Consider the following 16,314-nt stretch of genomic DNA (forward strand, 5'->3'; position numbering starts at 1 on the left):
ATCGTATAATTCTTCCCATAGTAAAGGATAATTACTGTGGAAACCATTGAAGTTCCTCTCTTTCTTTTGGCTAACTTTGATAGTATGACCATTCGCACACCCCTAACATCAATTAGAGGCTACACAGATGTTATGCTAGAAGGTGTGGCAGGACCAATTACAGAGGACCAACAACACTATCTAAAAATCATCAAAAGTAATGCAGAACGATTATGGAAGATATTTGGTATCTTACTAGATGCTCAGCGTTATATTGTTTATAGACAAAGCGTTACGTCATCAAATCTCAAAGTGTGGGAATTAATGGATTTTTGGGATGAAGAAATAAAACTTCATCCCAAGCTCCACACAACCATCAAAGTTTCAGATGACGAGATTCTGTTATGGGGCGATCAGATACATGTGCATAAAGCACTAGAGTGTGCCGTCCATCTCATTGAAGATATCACAACAGATGGTCTGGAAAACGAGATTACCATCATGTCTCTTCAGAATGCTAATGCCACTACTCTACAATTTGAATTTAGCAGAACGGATATCACGGAAGGTGAATATTTCGACTCTTATATCGATCCTTATAGATTTGTCATGCAACGCGTTATGGAGTTACACAATGGAACGTTTGAATTAAAAGATGCACCAGCTGAGAAAATGCAAATCATTCTTACTTTTCCTAATTCCGTAAAATAGACACCTTGCTATCAGGCACAAAAAAGCGGACGAGTAAATTCGTCCGCTTTTTAAATTGATTTTGAAAACTTTTACTGCACATATTGCGCGAACACTTCTTCGAATTCTTCTTCGGTAGTGTATCCCACCCATTTCTTTAGGACATTTCCATTTTCGTCGAGTAAATATACTTCAGGCTGATAGTAAAAACCAAGTTGACGCTGGAAAGGCTCCGTTCCGATATCGTTGGCATCCAGATAGGTAAATTTGATTCGTCCAAAGTATTTTGCTTCGAGCCCATGAACCATGGGCGCCATTTGGCGGCAAGTACCTCAGGTAAAGCGGAAAAATTCCACAAACTGCAACCCACCAGAAGCGAGACTGACTGTTCGTGGATCAGTGGCTTCGAGGTTAGGTCCACGCGAGGTGGCGACAGGGAAAGGTGTGGGTGCAAGAGTTTCGGTTGGGACGGCAACAACCACTTCGGTCGCTGTGTCCAAGATGGGCGTTGCGCTTGGCCCAACGGTGGCAGAAGCAGGCTGGGGCGACGGTTGAGGAGTCACAGCCGCAGGGGCGCACGAGGCCAGTAGTATGGCAAGCAAGCCAAGGTTAAGGAAGAAGCGGGGTTTCGTCATATTCATTAGAAAATTTATATCAGAAAATTCTTACGAAGAGATTAATATAACCCTTCATAGGTGATGATTTTCGTCACTTTGACGAGGGTCACATCCTACGCTATACTGTCTTTAGTTAAGTGATTCACGTGTTGAATGTTGTATAGTCCAACTGCTGAATCGCCAAACTACTCAACCACCAAACCACAAACTCTTCAACTCAATTCAGGAGGCAGAATGGCTTTCAAACTCACGTACGCCACAATGTTCAACCCACCCGAGGCATTGCACACGGGTTTCGACAAGGCAGTTGCGAAACTCAAGGCAAACTTAGGCAAGGAATACGGGATGATCATTGACGGCAAGGATGTCTTCGCAGAGGATAAATTCGAGGACCGCTCACCCGTGAACACCGATTGGGTACTGGCCGTCATGCAGAAAGGCAACGCATCGCACGCAAAGATGGCAATTGATGCGGCACGCAGGGCCTTCCCCGCATGGAGCCGCACACCATGGCAAACGCGTGTAAAGTTGGTACGCAAAGCATCGGCTTTGATCGAGAAGCGCATTTTCGAACTCGGCGCGGCGATGGCTTTGGAAGTGGGCAAGAACCGCATGGAATCGCTTGGCGATGTACAGGAAACTGCCGACCTGATGTATTGGTCTGCTCAAATGGTGGAGGAAAACAAAGGCTTCGTCAAACCGATGGGCAAAGACCCGCTCGTTGGATATGACTCGACAAACGTCTCTGTGCTCAAACCGTACGGTGTATGGCTTGTGGTCTCGCCGTTCAACTTCCCCTTCGCTCTGAGCGGAGGTCCCACCGGCGCCGCCCTTGTAGCTGGAAATACGGTCGTCCTTAAACCGGCAACGGATACAGCATGGATCGTGCGACTCTACGCTGAATGCTTGCGCGATGCCGGCATCCCTGACGGTGTCTTCAATTTTGTCACCGGCCCCGGCTCCACGCTTGGCCAGGCCCTTGTAGATAGCCCCGAAGTGGACGGCGTAACCTTCACCGGTTCATTCGATGTAGGCATGAAGATGTTCCGCGATTTCGGAAGCCGCAACTACGTACGCCCCATCATATTGGAACTTGGCGGCAAGAACCCTGCCATCGTTTCACGCAATGCCAATCTTGATGATGCCACTACTGGCATCATCCGTTCGGCGTTCGGTTTGCAGGGACAAAAATGCTCGGCCGCATCACGCGTCATTGTGGAAGAACCCGTCTACGATGCGTTGGTCGCCAAACTCAAAGCAAAGGCTGATGCCCTCGTTATCGGCGACCCAACCGACCGTAACACGTATCTCGGCCCTGTAGTCAACAACAGTTCCTACAAAGATTTCAAAGACTTCACTGAAGAGATCAATGGCGCAGGCGGCAAGTTCTTAACCGGCGGTCACGTGAAAACCGGCGGCGATTTCGATAAGGGGTATTACTGCGAGCCCACCCTCGTCACCGACCTGCCATTCAGTCATCGTTTGTGGCAACATGAAATGTTCCTGCCCATTACCACCATCGGCAAGGTGAGCAACCTCGCCGAAGCCATGGAGATCGCCAACAACGTGAACTATGGTCTCACCGCTGGCTTCTATGGTTCCGCAAAAGAAACCGCATGGTTCTTCGATAACATCGAAGCTGGCGTCACGTATGCCAATCGTCCGCAAGGCGCAACCACAGGCGCATGGCCGGGCTTCCAACCCTTCGGCGGCTGGAAAGGCTCCGGTTCAAGCGGCAAGAATGGCGGCGGTTATTACTACGTTCAACTCTACATGCACGAACAGATCCAAACATTGATCAAGCCTGCACCCGTGAAGGCAGCACCGAAAAAAGCAGCCAAAAAAGTTGTAAAGAAGGTTGCTAAAAAGACTGCCAAGCGTAAATAAACTAGTGGCCCTTCCTGAAAAGGGAGGGCTTTTTGATTAACCATGCCCTGGAACCCTGACCTATATCACAAATTCCAATCGCAACGCGCCGCTCCGTTTTATGACTTGCTCGCGATGGTGGATGTGCGCCCGAATCTCAAAGTCATTGACCTCGGATGTGGCACCGGTGAATTGACTCGCCAACTGGCGGATACACTTCCAAACAGTCATGTGACCGGTCTCGATAGCTCCACTCAAATGCTGGATAAAGCCGCTTCTTTTTCGACGCCAAATCTGGTCTTCCAACAAGGAGATCAATCCACGCTGACAGGTAAATGGGACCTCATCTTCAGCAACGCCGCATTGCAATGGAGCGAGAACCACGCGGAGCTGATCCCCTATCTCTTCGATAAACTCAACCCCGGCGGACAACTTGCCGTGCAAATTCCATCCAACCATAATCACATCTCGCACCAGATCTATCGTGAGACGGCCGAAGAGGATATGTTCAAATTCATCCTACAAGGCTTTCAACGCTATGCGCCTGTCCTCCCCATCGATGATTACTCTCGCATCCTGTTTGATTGCGGCGCGGAAGAGATCAACGTCTTCGAGAAGATCTATCCGCACGTTCTGGAGGATTCAGACGCAGTGGTAGAATGGATTTCAGGCACAGCACTGGTCCCATATTTTGAACGGCTTGGTGAACATAAGGATACATTCGTGGAAGCTATACGTAAGAAGATGCGTATGGCTATGCCGGATAGTCCCGTTTTCTACCCATTTCGCCGAATCTTATTCTCAGCAAAAAAACCAAAATAAACCAGAAAACCTGATAGGTTTAACAATACATCATGGGCGATCAAGGATACAACCGTAAAGAATTTTTATATCGTATCGGTACCTTCTTTTTACTGGTGGGTACCGGACTATTGATCTTCTTCATGCTATCCGAAGCCGCAAAACAAACTGTTTTCAGCTTCTTCTGCTGGAGCATGATTCTTTTGACTGTTGGGTTCGCTTTCCGCGCACAATATAAAAAGCCATCCCCTCCCCCCAGCGGACGGTTCAGCATTCTCAAGCGATTGAAACCTAAACCCAAAGAAGAGAAGAAATAATGAGTAAACTCACTTCGCTTTCCGAAGCTATTTCTAAATACGTGAATGATGGTGACACGGTCTATGCCGCGGGATTTACGCATCTCATTCCATTTGCGGCAGGGCATGAGATCATTCGTCAAGGCAAAAAGAATCTCACTCTCGCCCGCGCCACCCCAGATCTGATCTACGACATGATGGTCGCGGCAGGTTGCGCAAAGGAAGTGGTCTTCTCGTACATGGGGAACCCAGGAGTTGGGTCGTTGCGTATCGTCCGCTCGGCCATCGAAAAGGGTGACCTCAAATGGGACGAGTATTCTCACTTCGGCATGATCACTCGTTTACAAGCGGGCGCATCGGGCCTGCCCTTCCTCCCCATGAACCAGACCGGCGCTACTGACCTTGAGCGCGCCAACCCCAATATCAAACGAATCCCTGACCCATACGGCGGCAAGGACGTGATCGTTGTGCCTGCGCTCAATCCAGATGTGGCGATAGTCCACGTGCAAAGAGCAGACGCCAATGGCAATGCACATCTTTGGGGCATCATCGGCGAACAAAAGGAAGCCGCCTTCGCCGCAAAGAAAGTCATCCTTACGGCAGAAGAGATCGTGGACGAATCAGTCATCAGGTCTGACCCGAACCGCACAATGATACCGGGCATCGTCGTCAGCGCGGTATGTCATGTCCCGTTTGCGTGTCATCCGAGTTATGCACAAGGATATTACGATCGCGACAATGAGTTCTATCTCGCGTGGGATAAGGTCAGTGAATCGGTGGACACGGTCAAAGCCTGGTTGGACGAGTGGGTGTATGGTGTGAAAGACCGCGAAGAATATTGGAACAAACTTGGAAAAGAAACTCATAAACGGCTTGAAGTGCAAGCGCAAATGAGTCAGCCGATCAATTACGGGAAATATTGAAGTGTAGATTAGTGGATGAAAAGTTTTAACTATAACAACCAAGGCAAACCGCTTCATTTTCTTCACGCAAACGGTTACCCCCCTGAATGTTACAAACCTTTGTTTGAATTTTTAAAAACAGAATACCGAATCTTCGGGATGTATCTTCGTCCGCTTTGGGATGACGCGAAGATGGAAGACCTGAAGAGTTGGCATCCACTGTCGGATGACTTGCTTCAGTATCTCGCGCTTCGACCACGGTGATTACACCTCCCCTCAGCGAGGAGAAAGTCATCGGAGTTGGTCATTCCATCGGAGCGGCTGTCACTTTGCGGGCCACGTTGCGTGACCCAAATAAGTTCCGTGCCTTGGTCTTGATCGACCCAGTGTTATTCGTTCCGTCATTTATGACGATGTGGCACAGCATCCGTTTGCTTGGGCTGGGAGACAGAGTCCACCCACTGATTGCAGGAGCGAAGAAACGCAGACGGTTCTTTGATGATCTTGAAACCGTCTTTAAAGGCTATCGCAATCGGAATGTATTCCGTTATATGAGCGACGAGAGTCTGCGAGCGTATATCGAAGGCATTACACAAAAAACAAAACAGGGATACGAACTGGTTTACACCCCTGAATGGGAAGTCCACATCTATCGTACAAGTTTGTTCGATTACGATATCTGGCGCAACCTTCCCAAACTCGAGGTGCCGACTCTCATCATCCGTGGCGCAGAGACAGACACATTGCTCGAAGATGCAACAAGGCTCATTCAACGGAAACAGCCTTCAATTAAGATTGAAGCGTTGCCCAAGTCCACCCATCTGCTTCCACTGGAACGTCCAAAAGAAGTGTTTGAGATCATGCAGTCGTTTCTAAAAGAGGTCACATGAGCGAAATCAATTATTCATCCGCCGAATTGATGATCATCAACGCCGCGCGTTTATTGCGCGATGGCGACGTAGTGTTCGTCGGTGTCGGGCAACCCAACCTTGCGTGCAATCTCGCCAAGCGGACTCACGCGCCCAATCTTGTGATGATCTACGAGGCAGGCGTGATCGGCGCGGAACCTGAGCGATTGCCGTTATCCATTGGCGACCCAACACTCGTAAGCGGATCGCTATCCGTGGTGAGCATGTACGATATTTTTGCCAACTATCTTCAACGCGGCAATGTGGATGTCGGTTTTATGGGCGGCGCGCAAATTGATAAATACGGCAATATCAACGCCACAGTAATCGGTGGATACGACCATCCCAAAGTACGATTACCCGGCTCGGGTGGTTCACAGGAGATCGCGGCATGGGCAAACCGCTGTTACATCATGACCCCACATCAAAAGCGACGTTTCCCTGAAAAAGTGGAATTTATGACATCGGCCGGATTCATCAATGGCAAAGGCGACCGTGAAAAAGCAGGCCTACACGGTGGAGGTATGCTAGCTGTTGTGACTGATATTGGAATTCTGGAACCTTACGAAAACGGTGAAATGATCCTCACGGCGCTACATCCCGGCAAGACAGCCGAAGAAGCGAAAGCCAACACAGGTTGGGATTTGAAAGTTGCCCCTGAAGTAAAAGCAACTGAAGCCGTCACCGAAAACGAATTGCGAATTCTGCGCGAAGAACTCGATCCAACAGGAATTTATTTGAAAAGCGGCGGATAGAATGAGACGTATTGCAGCGCCCATTTTTCTACTCTGGCTAGTTACCATTATTGGTGCATACTATGTCGTGCAGAAACCTGATTTAATATCCTCCTTCAGGGGTATCGTCGACACACTGTGGACATTCATTGTCACTGCAATTTTACTTTTCAATGCCTACGCTATAGGAAAAAGAGTCCTGTATTGGACAAAGACGCAACTCGACGAAATAGAGCGTCTCCTTTTCGGCACAGGTATTGGCTTAGGTGCGTTGGGACTACTCAGTCTGTGGATCTCCGCCGCACAAATCGCCAAAGCACCAATTCTTTTTGACATCCAATTTATATTGGGGATATTCTTTCTCATTAAGCAAGACCACCAAACATTAGCTAACGATATCAAAGCTCTCAGCACACGCTGGAGGGCATCCTTCGGACAATTCAACACGCTTTCAAAATTCGCTGTCGCGCTTCCATTTTTTCTTTCCTTCCTTCTTACACTTGTCCCTCAATTTGAAGCGTTCGATGTCCCACTCTATCATCTCGCACAACCTGCGCAAATTCTCAAAGATGGCGGACTCCGTCCTTTCGAAAATCTTTCCTTCTGGTTTCCCAACGTAACTGAAAATGTTTATCTCTGGGCTCTCGGCATGGGAAGTGAGCGCGCTGCGCAAATGCTCCATCTCACATGGGGCACACTCGCAATTCTTCTGTTGTGGCATTGGGCCACACAAACTTGGAACGTAGAAATCGGGAGAAAGACTCTCCTGCTCGCCGCCACCATTCCATCCCTGCCCATTCTTGCATCATGGGCCTATGCCGATATGGCACTGATCTTTTACGCACTCGCCACGCTGTATGCCATCACATTTTACGAATCAAAAAACTCAACCGCATGGCTTCACATCGCAGGGATCATGGCAGGGTTCGCAATGGGTGTCAAATACACATCCTTCACCACACCACTCGCGTGCGGGTTGTTGATCCTGTTTTGGCGTAGAAAAAACTTTAAGCAAGCAATCGCACATGCCGCTCAATTTAGCATCATCGCGCTTGCCATCGCCGCATCATGGTATATCCGCAATGCGGTCATCATGGGCAATCCATTTTATCCCTTCGTCTTCGGCGGCCGCTATTGGGACTCCTTTCACACCGAATGGTACGCAGGTGCAGGCACGGGCATTGGTTGGAACTTACTTGAGATCATTAAACTTCCTGTCATTGTTACATTGGGCTATCGGGATGAGACATATTTTGATGGACGCATGGGACCGCTCTTTTTGGCGCTTGCCCCACTCGCGATCTGGACTCTGACCAAGCGCACGCGTCAGAACTTAACACAAAACCTGTCTCTGCTTACGATTGGCTTTTTCTCAGCTTTAGCATTCTCCGCATGGACATTGGGCGTTATCAACTCATCACACCTCTGGCAGGGACGCTTACTCTTCCCTGCTTTAATCCCATTCATTCTCCCCACTGCGCTTGGCTGGGATACGTTACGAAACCTAGACACATCTAAAGTCCGTGTTAGTTTTCTTGCCAACACATTGATTGGTGTCACCATAGCATTAACTCTCTTTAGCAACAGCATGTTCGTTCTGCGCCGTAACCCATTGGCCGTTGCCTTCGGCATTCAAACCCGTGAACAATATATCGCAAAGACGAGTCCATCCTATGCCGCTCTTATACAAATTGTTGATGAACTTCCAGAAGGTGCGCACATCTACAATCTCTTCGAACCCCGCACCTACGCACTCCCCCGCTTCGCCCAACCTGATGTTATCAACAACAACTTTCCTCACGACCTACATTATTACAAAACATCCGAAGGCCTAATAAATTACTGGAAAAGCCAAGGCTATACACATATCCTTATTAACAATACCGGCGCCCAACTGGACACCAACGACCCAAACAGCACCTTTACCCCCACCGCCAAAGAAGTGCTTCGTGAAATATTAAATCAACTTCAGCTTATCAGTCATACGCCAGATAACATATACGGTATATACAAACTTCCCGAATAGGAACACATCATGTCACAAGAAATTACCCCAATTCCAGAAAGAACCATCGTCCAGAAAATCTTCATCTCACCTGATGAGCCGCGTCTACGCGCGGGCTGGAGGTTATTACTCCAAACTTTGCTTCTCATCTTGATTAGCATACCTCTTAATCTTGTCGCATACGCATTAAAGCTTCACGAAATCACCGGAAACTTAGGCTTTCTCGTCAGCCAGATTCTTGAGTTAATTATTCTGGGATCATCCATCTACATCGCCCGTCGCTGGCTTGATAAGAGATCTTTCGAAAGCCTGGGATTAAAAGTTAACCGTCAGGCATGGGTTGATATCCTCACAGGTATCGGTATCACTTTTATTCAAATGGGATTTATCTACGCCGTAATGTTGGGGCTTGGCTGGTTGAGCTTTACAGGGTTTGCATGGCAGTTTGATTCTCTCAATGTTGTAATCACCAGTGTATTGGCATTCTTCGTCATCTTCATCTTCGTCGGCTGGAACGAAGAACTGCTCTCACGTGGCTACCACCTACAGACTCTCGCCAGCGGCATCAATTTATTCTGGGGCGTTATGATCTCATCGGCTGTCTTTGGCCTGCTTCACCTCGGAAATCCCAATGCGACTTGGGTCAGCGCGGCGGGTATTTTCTTTGCAGGTATCTACCTTGCTTACGGGTACATCCGCACAAAACAACTCTGGCTTTCGATTGGACTTCATATTGGCTGGAATTTCTTCGAGGGTGTTGTTTTCGGTTTCCCCGTTTCAGGCTTGGACATCTACCCATTGACGCGGATTCAGGTCACAGGTCCAGAACTATGGACCGGTGGCGCATTTGGTCCCGAGGCAGGGCTGATCGTCCTACCTTCATTGATCGTAGGAGCGGTCCTGATCTATTGGTATACAAGAGGCCGAGAATCAAAAGAACAATGATCTAGTATCTTTGTAATTGATAGTACCTTTGTCTCTCTCCGATATGAGACTAATCACATTTCGTGCCGTCTTGGTGTAGATGTCCTTTTACGACATCATTACACACCAAGGAGAGAGACAAATGAAAAGAAGTATTTTTTTACGCCTGGCCGCTTGTGTGATATTAATTCTTTCAGCATGTAACCTGCCAGCCAACAATTCCAATCTGCAAGAGACGTCCACTCCCGAAGCGAACCCGCTTCCGCAAACGGATACGCCTATCCCTTTTACTGCGACGCCAGAGTTTACGTCTACGCCTGAATTCACAGCAACACCGGAATTTACAGCCACGCCATCGGTTCCAATCGTATCGGTTAGTCAAAGCACGAATTGTCGCTCCGGTCCTGGCGTGGAATACGATCTGTTGAGCGGATTAAACCCCGGTCAAACAGCTGAGATTGTCGGCAAGAGCACCATCACCAATTATTGGATCATCAAAACCCCAGGTGGATCTGGCACTTGTTGGTTATGGGGGCAGTACGCAAGCGTCGCAGGGAATGTAACCAACCTTCCAGAGTACCCTGTTCCTCCCACTCCCACGCCATCTGTTCCAAGTGCACCTAAAAACCTAAATGCCAACGTCAGTTGCGTAACATCGAATGATCCATTCTTCCATAAGAAGGTTAAAGTTGACCTCTCATGGACGGACACATCCAACAACGAGGATGGCTTCCGTCTCTACCGTAATGGAACAGAACTTCTAGGCATACTTGATGAGAATACAACCAGTTTCACCGATAACACCACCCTGCCTGCTATATGGGTACTTGGAGACCCGCCGCCCAGCGTTACCTATGACATCACATCCTTCAATACAACAGGCACATCCAATACAGTGTCCATCGTTGTAAAGTGCGGATGATAGTCTAATAGCACTCAACAAAACAGCCTTGTAGACAAAATCTACAAGGCTGTTTTGTTCTTCTCGATGCAAATAAATCAGGGGATAAAACATATATTAGCCGCAACATGATTAGGATACATATCTTGGTCACTTGCAATTGAATTCGCAGTATCACACGCCTTTTGAATATCATGACTTTCTTGAAATTCATCCCAAAAAGTGTCCGCTATAACTGCATAAGAATGCCCTGGTTGACCCTCTGGAAATTTATCTTGTAGGGTGCTATATACTACCTGCATAGCATCTTGGGAGCCCTCGAGAGTATTGATAAGAAAAATTCGCCAGCGTGCATAAGCAGTAAGCAGCTCCTGTTCATTCTTAATGAGATCAGGATCAATGTCAGGTCCAATGCCTTTACAAGCATCTAGCTGAGGTAAATATTGATCGCGTCGATAGAGTCCTGTATCAAAGACTACGTCTCGATATGCTTCTAGCGCAACATCATATTGTTTGAGAGCAAAAGCAAGGTCACCATCGGCCGATCTTTGGAAACGATAAATAGGTAGATCATATACACGCTCCGCAAACTGGAAAGATCTTCCATTCCAAGCCCAAACATCTGCAAACTGTCGTTCAAAACGAGTTTCACAGGTAGGGACAGGAGTGACCAATCCACCTGTGACAATCATTTCATAAAGGCCATCCCCATTTGTGTCACGGGTTGTTACAGTAGCATTAGCGATTGTCCTTTGCCAATCAGTAATATCGCTCGGAAGGCGTTTGGCAACATCAGCAAAGCGAGTATTATCGATCAAATCAATGATTTGCCGCCCATCCCATTCTTGAATGAAGAACTCAAAAAGTTGAGTTGTCTCAGGCTGTGTTTGTCGATAGCTAAGAATATCGGGTAACTTATCCCCATTCAGGTCAACAGCAAAACGAAGGTAGTGTTTATCAGAGTCACTGACATCCACCAAAGGCTCATATTGTCCTGAGTTGCATCCAAGGATTTGCCAAATACTACCCTTCGGCAAAATTACACTAACTATGATCTCAGGCACACCATCGCCCGTTAAGTCAGTGCTGACAATACGACCATCACTAAAGTCAACCTTTTTCTGAGCCAGTATATTGAAGCCGCTTTGCAATGCAACAAAAGAGCCTCCACTATTGAGAAAATCCCTAAAAGATTGTGAACCTGAATACTCAAAAGCTGATGGTACGGATAATACATCAGGGCATTTGCCGTCGAACGAGACGAAGTCTGGAGTGGGTGTTAGAGGAGACACTGTTGTTGCATCTTCCACCTGTGGTTTCGTAACAATTGATTGAGCCATAGATGCGGTTGCAGTTATTGACTGTGCAAGTTGAAACTCTGTTGATGTTGCATCAATAATTGGCTTAGTGCCTTGCAACCAAGCCCAAAAAAGAAATCCCGCAATCCCCATAATAGCCATCCCAAACAAGAGCCATCTCCACAAATATTTATCTTTGACTGACGGCCCATCTTTTCTAGAGTTTTCACCTGCCGGATTAATGACAGAAATAACGGGAACTTCTTCAGCGTTCGTTCTAGAGAGGAAAAACCTATCGCATAGTTTCTCTACTTCTGGGTAGCCCGCGCTGGCAAGAAAAGCGCCTAGCCAGTCACGTTCTACATCACTGTTTGTAATAATAAGTTCAGCCAGTTTTGCAACATCCTCCATACTGGCTGGAATGCGTTTCTTGTAATACCAATGTCCCAAAGCATGGCGCCCTTTTGAAGAATCTTCTGGTCGGAGCTCGTAGCCAAATTCGTCCAGAATATAACCAATCGGTTTCTTCCGGTTAATATGTACCCGCTTGATACCCTCTTCAAGCAGATCTCCAAATTTCCGATGTGATGTTGACATACCTGAGCGATTCTCCGTGAAAGCTTTTCCCAATATCAAACACAAACAGGTTCATATTGTAATGCCATTTTTTACCACACCACAAATAAAGGCCTTCATCCTTCAAAAATAATACTCTCACGGTTGTGTATCCTCCAATAAACTTTTCAGCACCTGCAAAGCGGATAAATTCCGCACAGGCCAGGCAAACTGCATTGTCTGGGGGGAGCTAAAAGTATTCGGGAAATAGGTAAGGTGTTCATGGTCTTTCTGCAAACCATGGTTGGGTAAAGGCTGTACAGCAAGCCAGAAATTCCAGACCGGGAGATCATATTCCACGGCAAGGCGGGCAATGATCATATTAATACTGTTGTCACCTTCAAGATTATCAGCCTTTGTAGATAACACTGGGACCACGCCATGCACCATTAAAGTCTCAATGATTTTCCTCATCCCGCTCTCGAACTCTGCAGGTTGCCACACCTGATTTGTACCCAATGAAACCAAAGCAAAGCTTGGGCGATGTATCCGTATCTCACAATCAAGAGGCGACTCCCCTGTTTGACAAAGCTTTCTATCCGCCAAGGAAGGATCCAAAACTCTTTGCGCATTGAAACCACGACGAGCCGCCTGACTTTGCCTGCCAAACGAGCCCGAAAAATAAGTGACTGTTGTTTGTAAATCTATGTTTGGGCCCAGATCATAATGCTCAACACCAAGGTCAAACTCAGTCAGAAACCACTCAGCAGAAATCTCACCATCGCCCACTTTGGAGAAGGCATGGGGGTTATTACCAATCGTCAATCCTTGGTTATAGATCAAAAGCGCTCTTTGACTCAAGGAAGGGACAATATTCCAGGATTTCCAATCTTCAGGGCGACGAGTGTTTAAATCAGAGCCTGAAAACGATGTAGGCAATACAACCATAGACAATTCAGTATCTTCCGATTTATGGATCGCAGACGAGCGTATCGGTTCGGTAACACTACCGAGAGACTGCCCTCCATCATATGTTTGCGACTTGGCCGCCTGAACAGACGATGTCGTCATTTTGGGGATAAAAAACAAACTAGCAAGCAAGATGAGAAAGGGTAATAGCTTGACATGTGTTTTTGAGAACATTTCTGAAACTCCGTAAAATGGATTTCCGAGTGGATTGTTCTCATAATATGAGCCTGCCCCTCTAATTTGTCGGAGCCAGGCAGAATTAGTGCTCCAATTAATTAGAGTCAGTGGTCAAAACGCAATTTACCCATAAAAACCATCTTGCTGTGGTTTAAAACAAAAAATCTCGGAGCTTTTGAAAAGCTCCGAGATTTCAGTGATACCTTCTTACTACCGGCTTACGTTCCTTCTTCCCACGAACCCAAGTATTTGACCTGTTCCGGGGTGAGGGTATCGATCTTCACGCCCATGGCCTGAAGTTTGAGGCGGGCGATTTCCTTGTCGATATCTTCGGGCACGGAGTAGACCTTCTTCTCCAAAACCTTTGCGTTCTTCGCCATGTATTCGGCGGATAAGGCTTGGTTGGCGAAAGACATGTCCATAACGGAAGCAGGATGCCCTTCGGCAGAGGCGAGGTTGATGAGACGTCCTTCGCCGAGGATATTGATCTTGCGTCCGTCTTTGGTGGTGTATTGATCTACGAACGGGCGGACGAGTTCGGGCTTGCCCTTGCTCATTGCCGCAAGCGCGGGGATGTTGATTTCCACATTGAAGTGGCCAGAATTCGAAACGATCGCGCCGCTCTTCATGACTTCAAAGTGATGGCCGTCGATCACGTTCAGATCGCCGGTGACGGTGCAGAAGAAATCGCCGATCTTGGCGGCATCTTCCATCGGCATCACCTGGAAACCATCCATGACCGCTTCGAGCGCCTTCATCGGGTCCACTTCGGTAACGATGACCTGCGCGCCCATGCCACGTGCGCGGGATGCGAGACCGCGTCCGCACCAGCCGTAGCCTGCCACTACAAAATTCTTTCCAGCCAACAAGACGTTTGTTGCGCGGATGATACCGTCGATGGTGGATTGACCCGTGCCATAGCGATTATCGAACAAGTGCTTGGTCAACGCATCGTTCACAGCGATGACGGGGAACTTCAGGATGTTATCCTTTTCCATGGCCTTGAGGCGGATAACGCCCGTGGTGGTCTCTTCGGTGCCACCAACGACGTTGGTGAGGAGAGTCTTGCGCTCTTCAGCAGAAAGACCTTTGGCCCATGAAGCGAGGGAAGGCTCAAGTTTTTCGAAACGTCCCATTTCGATGAAGAAGAGGGACGACACAAGGTCGGCGCCATCGTCCATCGTCATGTGCGGGCGGTGTTCCAACGCGGCGCGGATGTGCTTGTAATAAGTGACGTTGTCTTCACCCTTGATCGCGTAGGTGGGGATCTCGAACTGATTCACCAACGCGGCGGCCACATCATCCTGTGTGGAAAGCGGGTTCGAGGCAGTCAGGACGATGTCCGCACCGCCATCTTGCAATGTGACCATCAGGTTGGCAGTCTCAGTTGTCACATGCAAACATGCTGAAACGCGCAAACCCTTGAGAGGCTTTTCTTTCTTGAAGCGCTCGCGGATCTGGCGCAGGACGGGCATCTCGTTCTCTGCCCAATCCATACGGCGGCGTCCGCCTTCAGCCTGATTGATGTCTTTGATATCGTAGTTACTCATGTATTGCTCCTTCTAAATTAATATGGAATCGTGGAGCTTTGCTCCACGCCATCAGCGAGCTGATGGATTCCAAAGTTTTTACAACAACACGTCCAATTTTCCAGCATCATCGAAATGTCTTCGGAAGCGCTGGACAAATTCATTTCTTGTATAGCTATGGCTTTGCGTCCCGTTCTTTTCCAAGCAATAGACCGCCGCCAGAGAACCGACCTCACCGCACAACTTCCAATCGAAACCGCGTGAGTAGCCTGCTAAAAACCCGCCACGGAAGGCATCGCCCACGCCGGTCGGATCCATGATCGTATCTTCGGGGACAGTGGGGATATGCACCGCGTCACCTCCGACGTAGAGGTCTGCTCCATCTTTCCCTCGGGTGATGACCAACACTTTGACATGTTCCAGGATCTGGTCAAGGCTCCATCCTGTTTTCTTGGAGATGAGTCCGAACTCGTAATCGTTGCAGAACAGGAACTGTGCGCCTTCCATATCGCGAGCGAGTTCGTGACCTTCAAGGCGAAGAACTTGTTGACTCGGGTCATACAGATACGGTATTCCTAATTCGCGACTCTCGGCAGGAAACTTCATCATTGCATCGGGCGCACTGGGTGACACAATGACGAGGTCAGGTTTTTTATCGAGATCCTTCAACGATTGCGTGGCGGAATGCCCCATCGCTCCGGGGTAGAAAGAGGCAATTTGAGCAGAGGCCCGGTCTGTTGTCGCAAAGAAAGAGGCGGTGAATTCGCCGGGGATCACTTTCATCAGCGAGGTGTCCACACCGCTGGATTCGAGCCATTGGCGATAATCCGAAAAATCTTCACCAACAGTTGCCATCACGCGCGGCTTTTCACCGAGCAAGGCCATGGTGTAAGCAATGTTCGGGGCAATGCCTCCGCGTTGCTTTGACATGGACTCAACGAGGAATGAAAGGCTGATCGATTCCAATCGTTCGGGGAGAATCTGTTCCTTGAAATAACCGGGGAAGGTCATCAAGTAATCATAGGCTACGGAGCCAGTAAGAAGAATGTCCATTGATTTCCTTATCTCATCACAAACTATTAATTCGCACTAAAAGGCGCACTCTTTATGAGTGCGCCAGTGTGTGCGAGAAAAAGTTTATCATGTGATGCTTGCATTGTCTA

At 48.1% G+C, this 16,314-nt stretch carries 16 protein-coding genes; 10 read left to right on the forward strand and 6 right to left on the reverse strand.

Going from position 1 to position 16,314, the window contains the following annotated elements; translation table 11 throughout:
* Positions 1-36 precede the first annotated feature (36 nt).
* Positions 37-690, forward strand: a complete 654-nt coding sequence (locus IPP66_20830; protein MBK9927724.1) for a hypothetical protein — start codon at positions 37-39, stop codon at positions 688-690.
* 71 nt (positions 691-761) lie between these two features.
* On the opposite strand, the gene IPP66_20835 is transcribed toward IPP66_20830, so the two are convergent.
* Positions 762-986, reverse strand: a complete 225-nt coding sequence (locus IPP66_20835) for a hypothetical protein (protein ID MBK9927725.1) — start codon at positions 984-986, stop codon at positions 762-764.
* A gap of 15 nt (positions 987-1,001) precedes the next feature.
* The gene (locus IPP66_20840) at positions 1,002-1,304 is read right to left on the reverse strand and encodes a hypothetical protein (protein ID MBK9927726.1); all 303 of its coding nucleotides are present in this window, start codon (positions 1,302-1,304) and stop codon (positions 1,002-1,004) included.
* A gap of 216 nt (positions 1,305-1,520) precedes the next feature.
* Here IPP66_20840 and IPP66_20845 point away from each other — a divergent pair, with 216 nt between their 5' ends.
* From IPP66_20845 to IPP66_20885, 9 genes are all read left to right on the forward strand, one after another.
* Positions 1,521-3,173 (forward strand): aldehyde dehydrogenase family protein, encoded by a 1,653-nt coding sequence (locus IPP66_20845; GenBank protein ID MBK9927727.1) that lies wholly within the window; start codon positions 1,521-1,523, stop codon positions 3,171-3,173.
* Positions 3,174-3,215: 42 nt separating this feature from the next.
* Entirely contained in the window at positions 3,216-3,974 is a 759-nt protein-coding gene (locus IPP66_20850; protein ID MBK9927728.1) for a methyltransferase domain-containing protein, read from the forward strand.
* A 32-nt stretch (positions 3,975-4,006) separates the two neighbouring features.
* Positions 4,007-4,270, forward strand: coding sequence for a hypothetical protein (locus IPP66_20855; GenBank protein ID MBK9927729.1), 264 nt, complete (start codon positions 4,007-4,009; stop codon positions 4,268-4,270).
* A complete protein-coding gene (locus IPP66_20860) occupies positions 4,270-5,172 on the forward strand; it encodes a CoA transferase subunit A (GenBank protein ID MBK9927730.1) in 903 nt (300 codons plus the stop codon). The genes IPP66_20855 and IPP66_20860 overlap by 1 nt, the downstream gene beginning before the upstream one ends.
* A 239-nt stretch (positions 5,173-5,411) precedes the next feature.
* Entirely contained in the window at positions 5,412-6,041 is a 630-nt protein-coding gene (locus IPP66_20865) for an alpha/beta hydrolase (protein MBK9927731.1), read from the forward strand.
* Positions 6,038-6,814, forward strand: a complete 777-nt coding sequence (locus IPP66_20870; GenBank protein ID MBK9927732.1) for a CoA-transferase subunit beta — start codon at positions 6,038-6,040, stop codon at positions 6,812-6,814. The genes IPP66_20865 and IPP66_20870 overlap by 4 nt, the downstream gene beginning before the upstream one ends.
* A 1-nt stretch (position 6,815) precedes the next feature.
* The gene (locus IPP66_20875) at positions 6,816-8,819 is read left to right on the forward strand and encodes a glycosyltransferase family 39 protein (protein ID MBK9927733.1); all 2,004 of its coding nucleotides are present in this window, start codon (positions 6,816-6,818) and stop codon (positions 8,817-8,819) included.
* A gap of 9 nt (positions 8,820-8,828) precedes the next feature.
* On the forward strand, positions 8,829-9,743 hold the full coding sequence (locus tag IPP66_20880) for a CPBP family intramembrane metalloprotease (GenBank protein ID MBK9927734.1): 915 nt from the start codon (positions 8,829-8,831) through the stop codon (positions 9,741-9,743).
* A 121-nt stretch (positions 9,744-9,864) separates the two neighbouring features.
* Complete coding sequence (locus IPP66_20885; GenBank protein MBK9927735.1) at positions 9,865-10,644, forward strand: hypothetical protein; 780 nt, start codon at positions 9,865-9,867, stop codon at positions 10,642-10,644.
* Between the two features lie 77 nt (positions 10,645-10,721).
* On the opposite strand, the gene IPP66_20890 is transcribed toward IPP66_20885, so the two are convergent.
* The 4 genes from IPP66_20890 to IPP66_20905 form a co-directional block, all read right to left on the reverse strand.
* The gene (locus tag IPP66_20890; GenBank protein MBK9927736.1) at positions 10,722-12,518 is read right to left on the reverse strand and encodes a hypothetical protein; all 1,797 of its coding nucleotides are present in this window, start codon (positions 12,516-12,518) and stop codon (positions 10,722-10,724) included.
* Between the two features lie 117 nt (positions 12,519-12,635).
* The gene (locus tag IPP66_20895; GenBank protein MBK9927737.1) at positions 12,636-13,619 is read right to left on the reverse strand and encodes an SGNH/GDSL hydrolase family protein; all 984 of its coding nucleotides are present in this window, start codon (positions 13,617-13,619) and stop codon (positions 12,636-12,638) included.
* A gap of 221 nt (positions 13,620-13,840) precedes the next feature.
* Positions 13,841-15,172, reverse strand: a complete 1,332-nt coding sequence (gene ahcY / locus IPP66_20900) for an adenosylhomocysteinase (protein ID MBK9927738.1) — start codon at positions 15,170-15,172, stop codon at positions 13,841-13,843.
* A 78-nt stretch (positions 15,173-15,250) separates the two neighbouring features.
* The gene (locus IPP66_20905) at positions 15,251-16,204 is read right to left on the reverse strand and encodes a carbohydrate kinase family protein (GenBank protein MBK9927739.1); all 954 of its coding nucleotides are present in this window, start codon (positions 16,202-16,204) and stop codon (positions 15,251-15,253) included.
* Positions 16,205-16,314 lie beyond the last annotated feature (110 nt).

Origin of the sequence: Candidatus Defluviilinea proxima, from assembly GCA_016721115.1 — a bacterium.
GTDB lineage: Bacteria > Chloroflexota > Anaerolineae > Anaerolineales > Villigracilaceae > Defluviilinea > Defluviilinea proxima.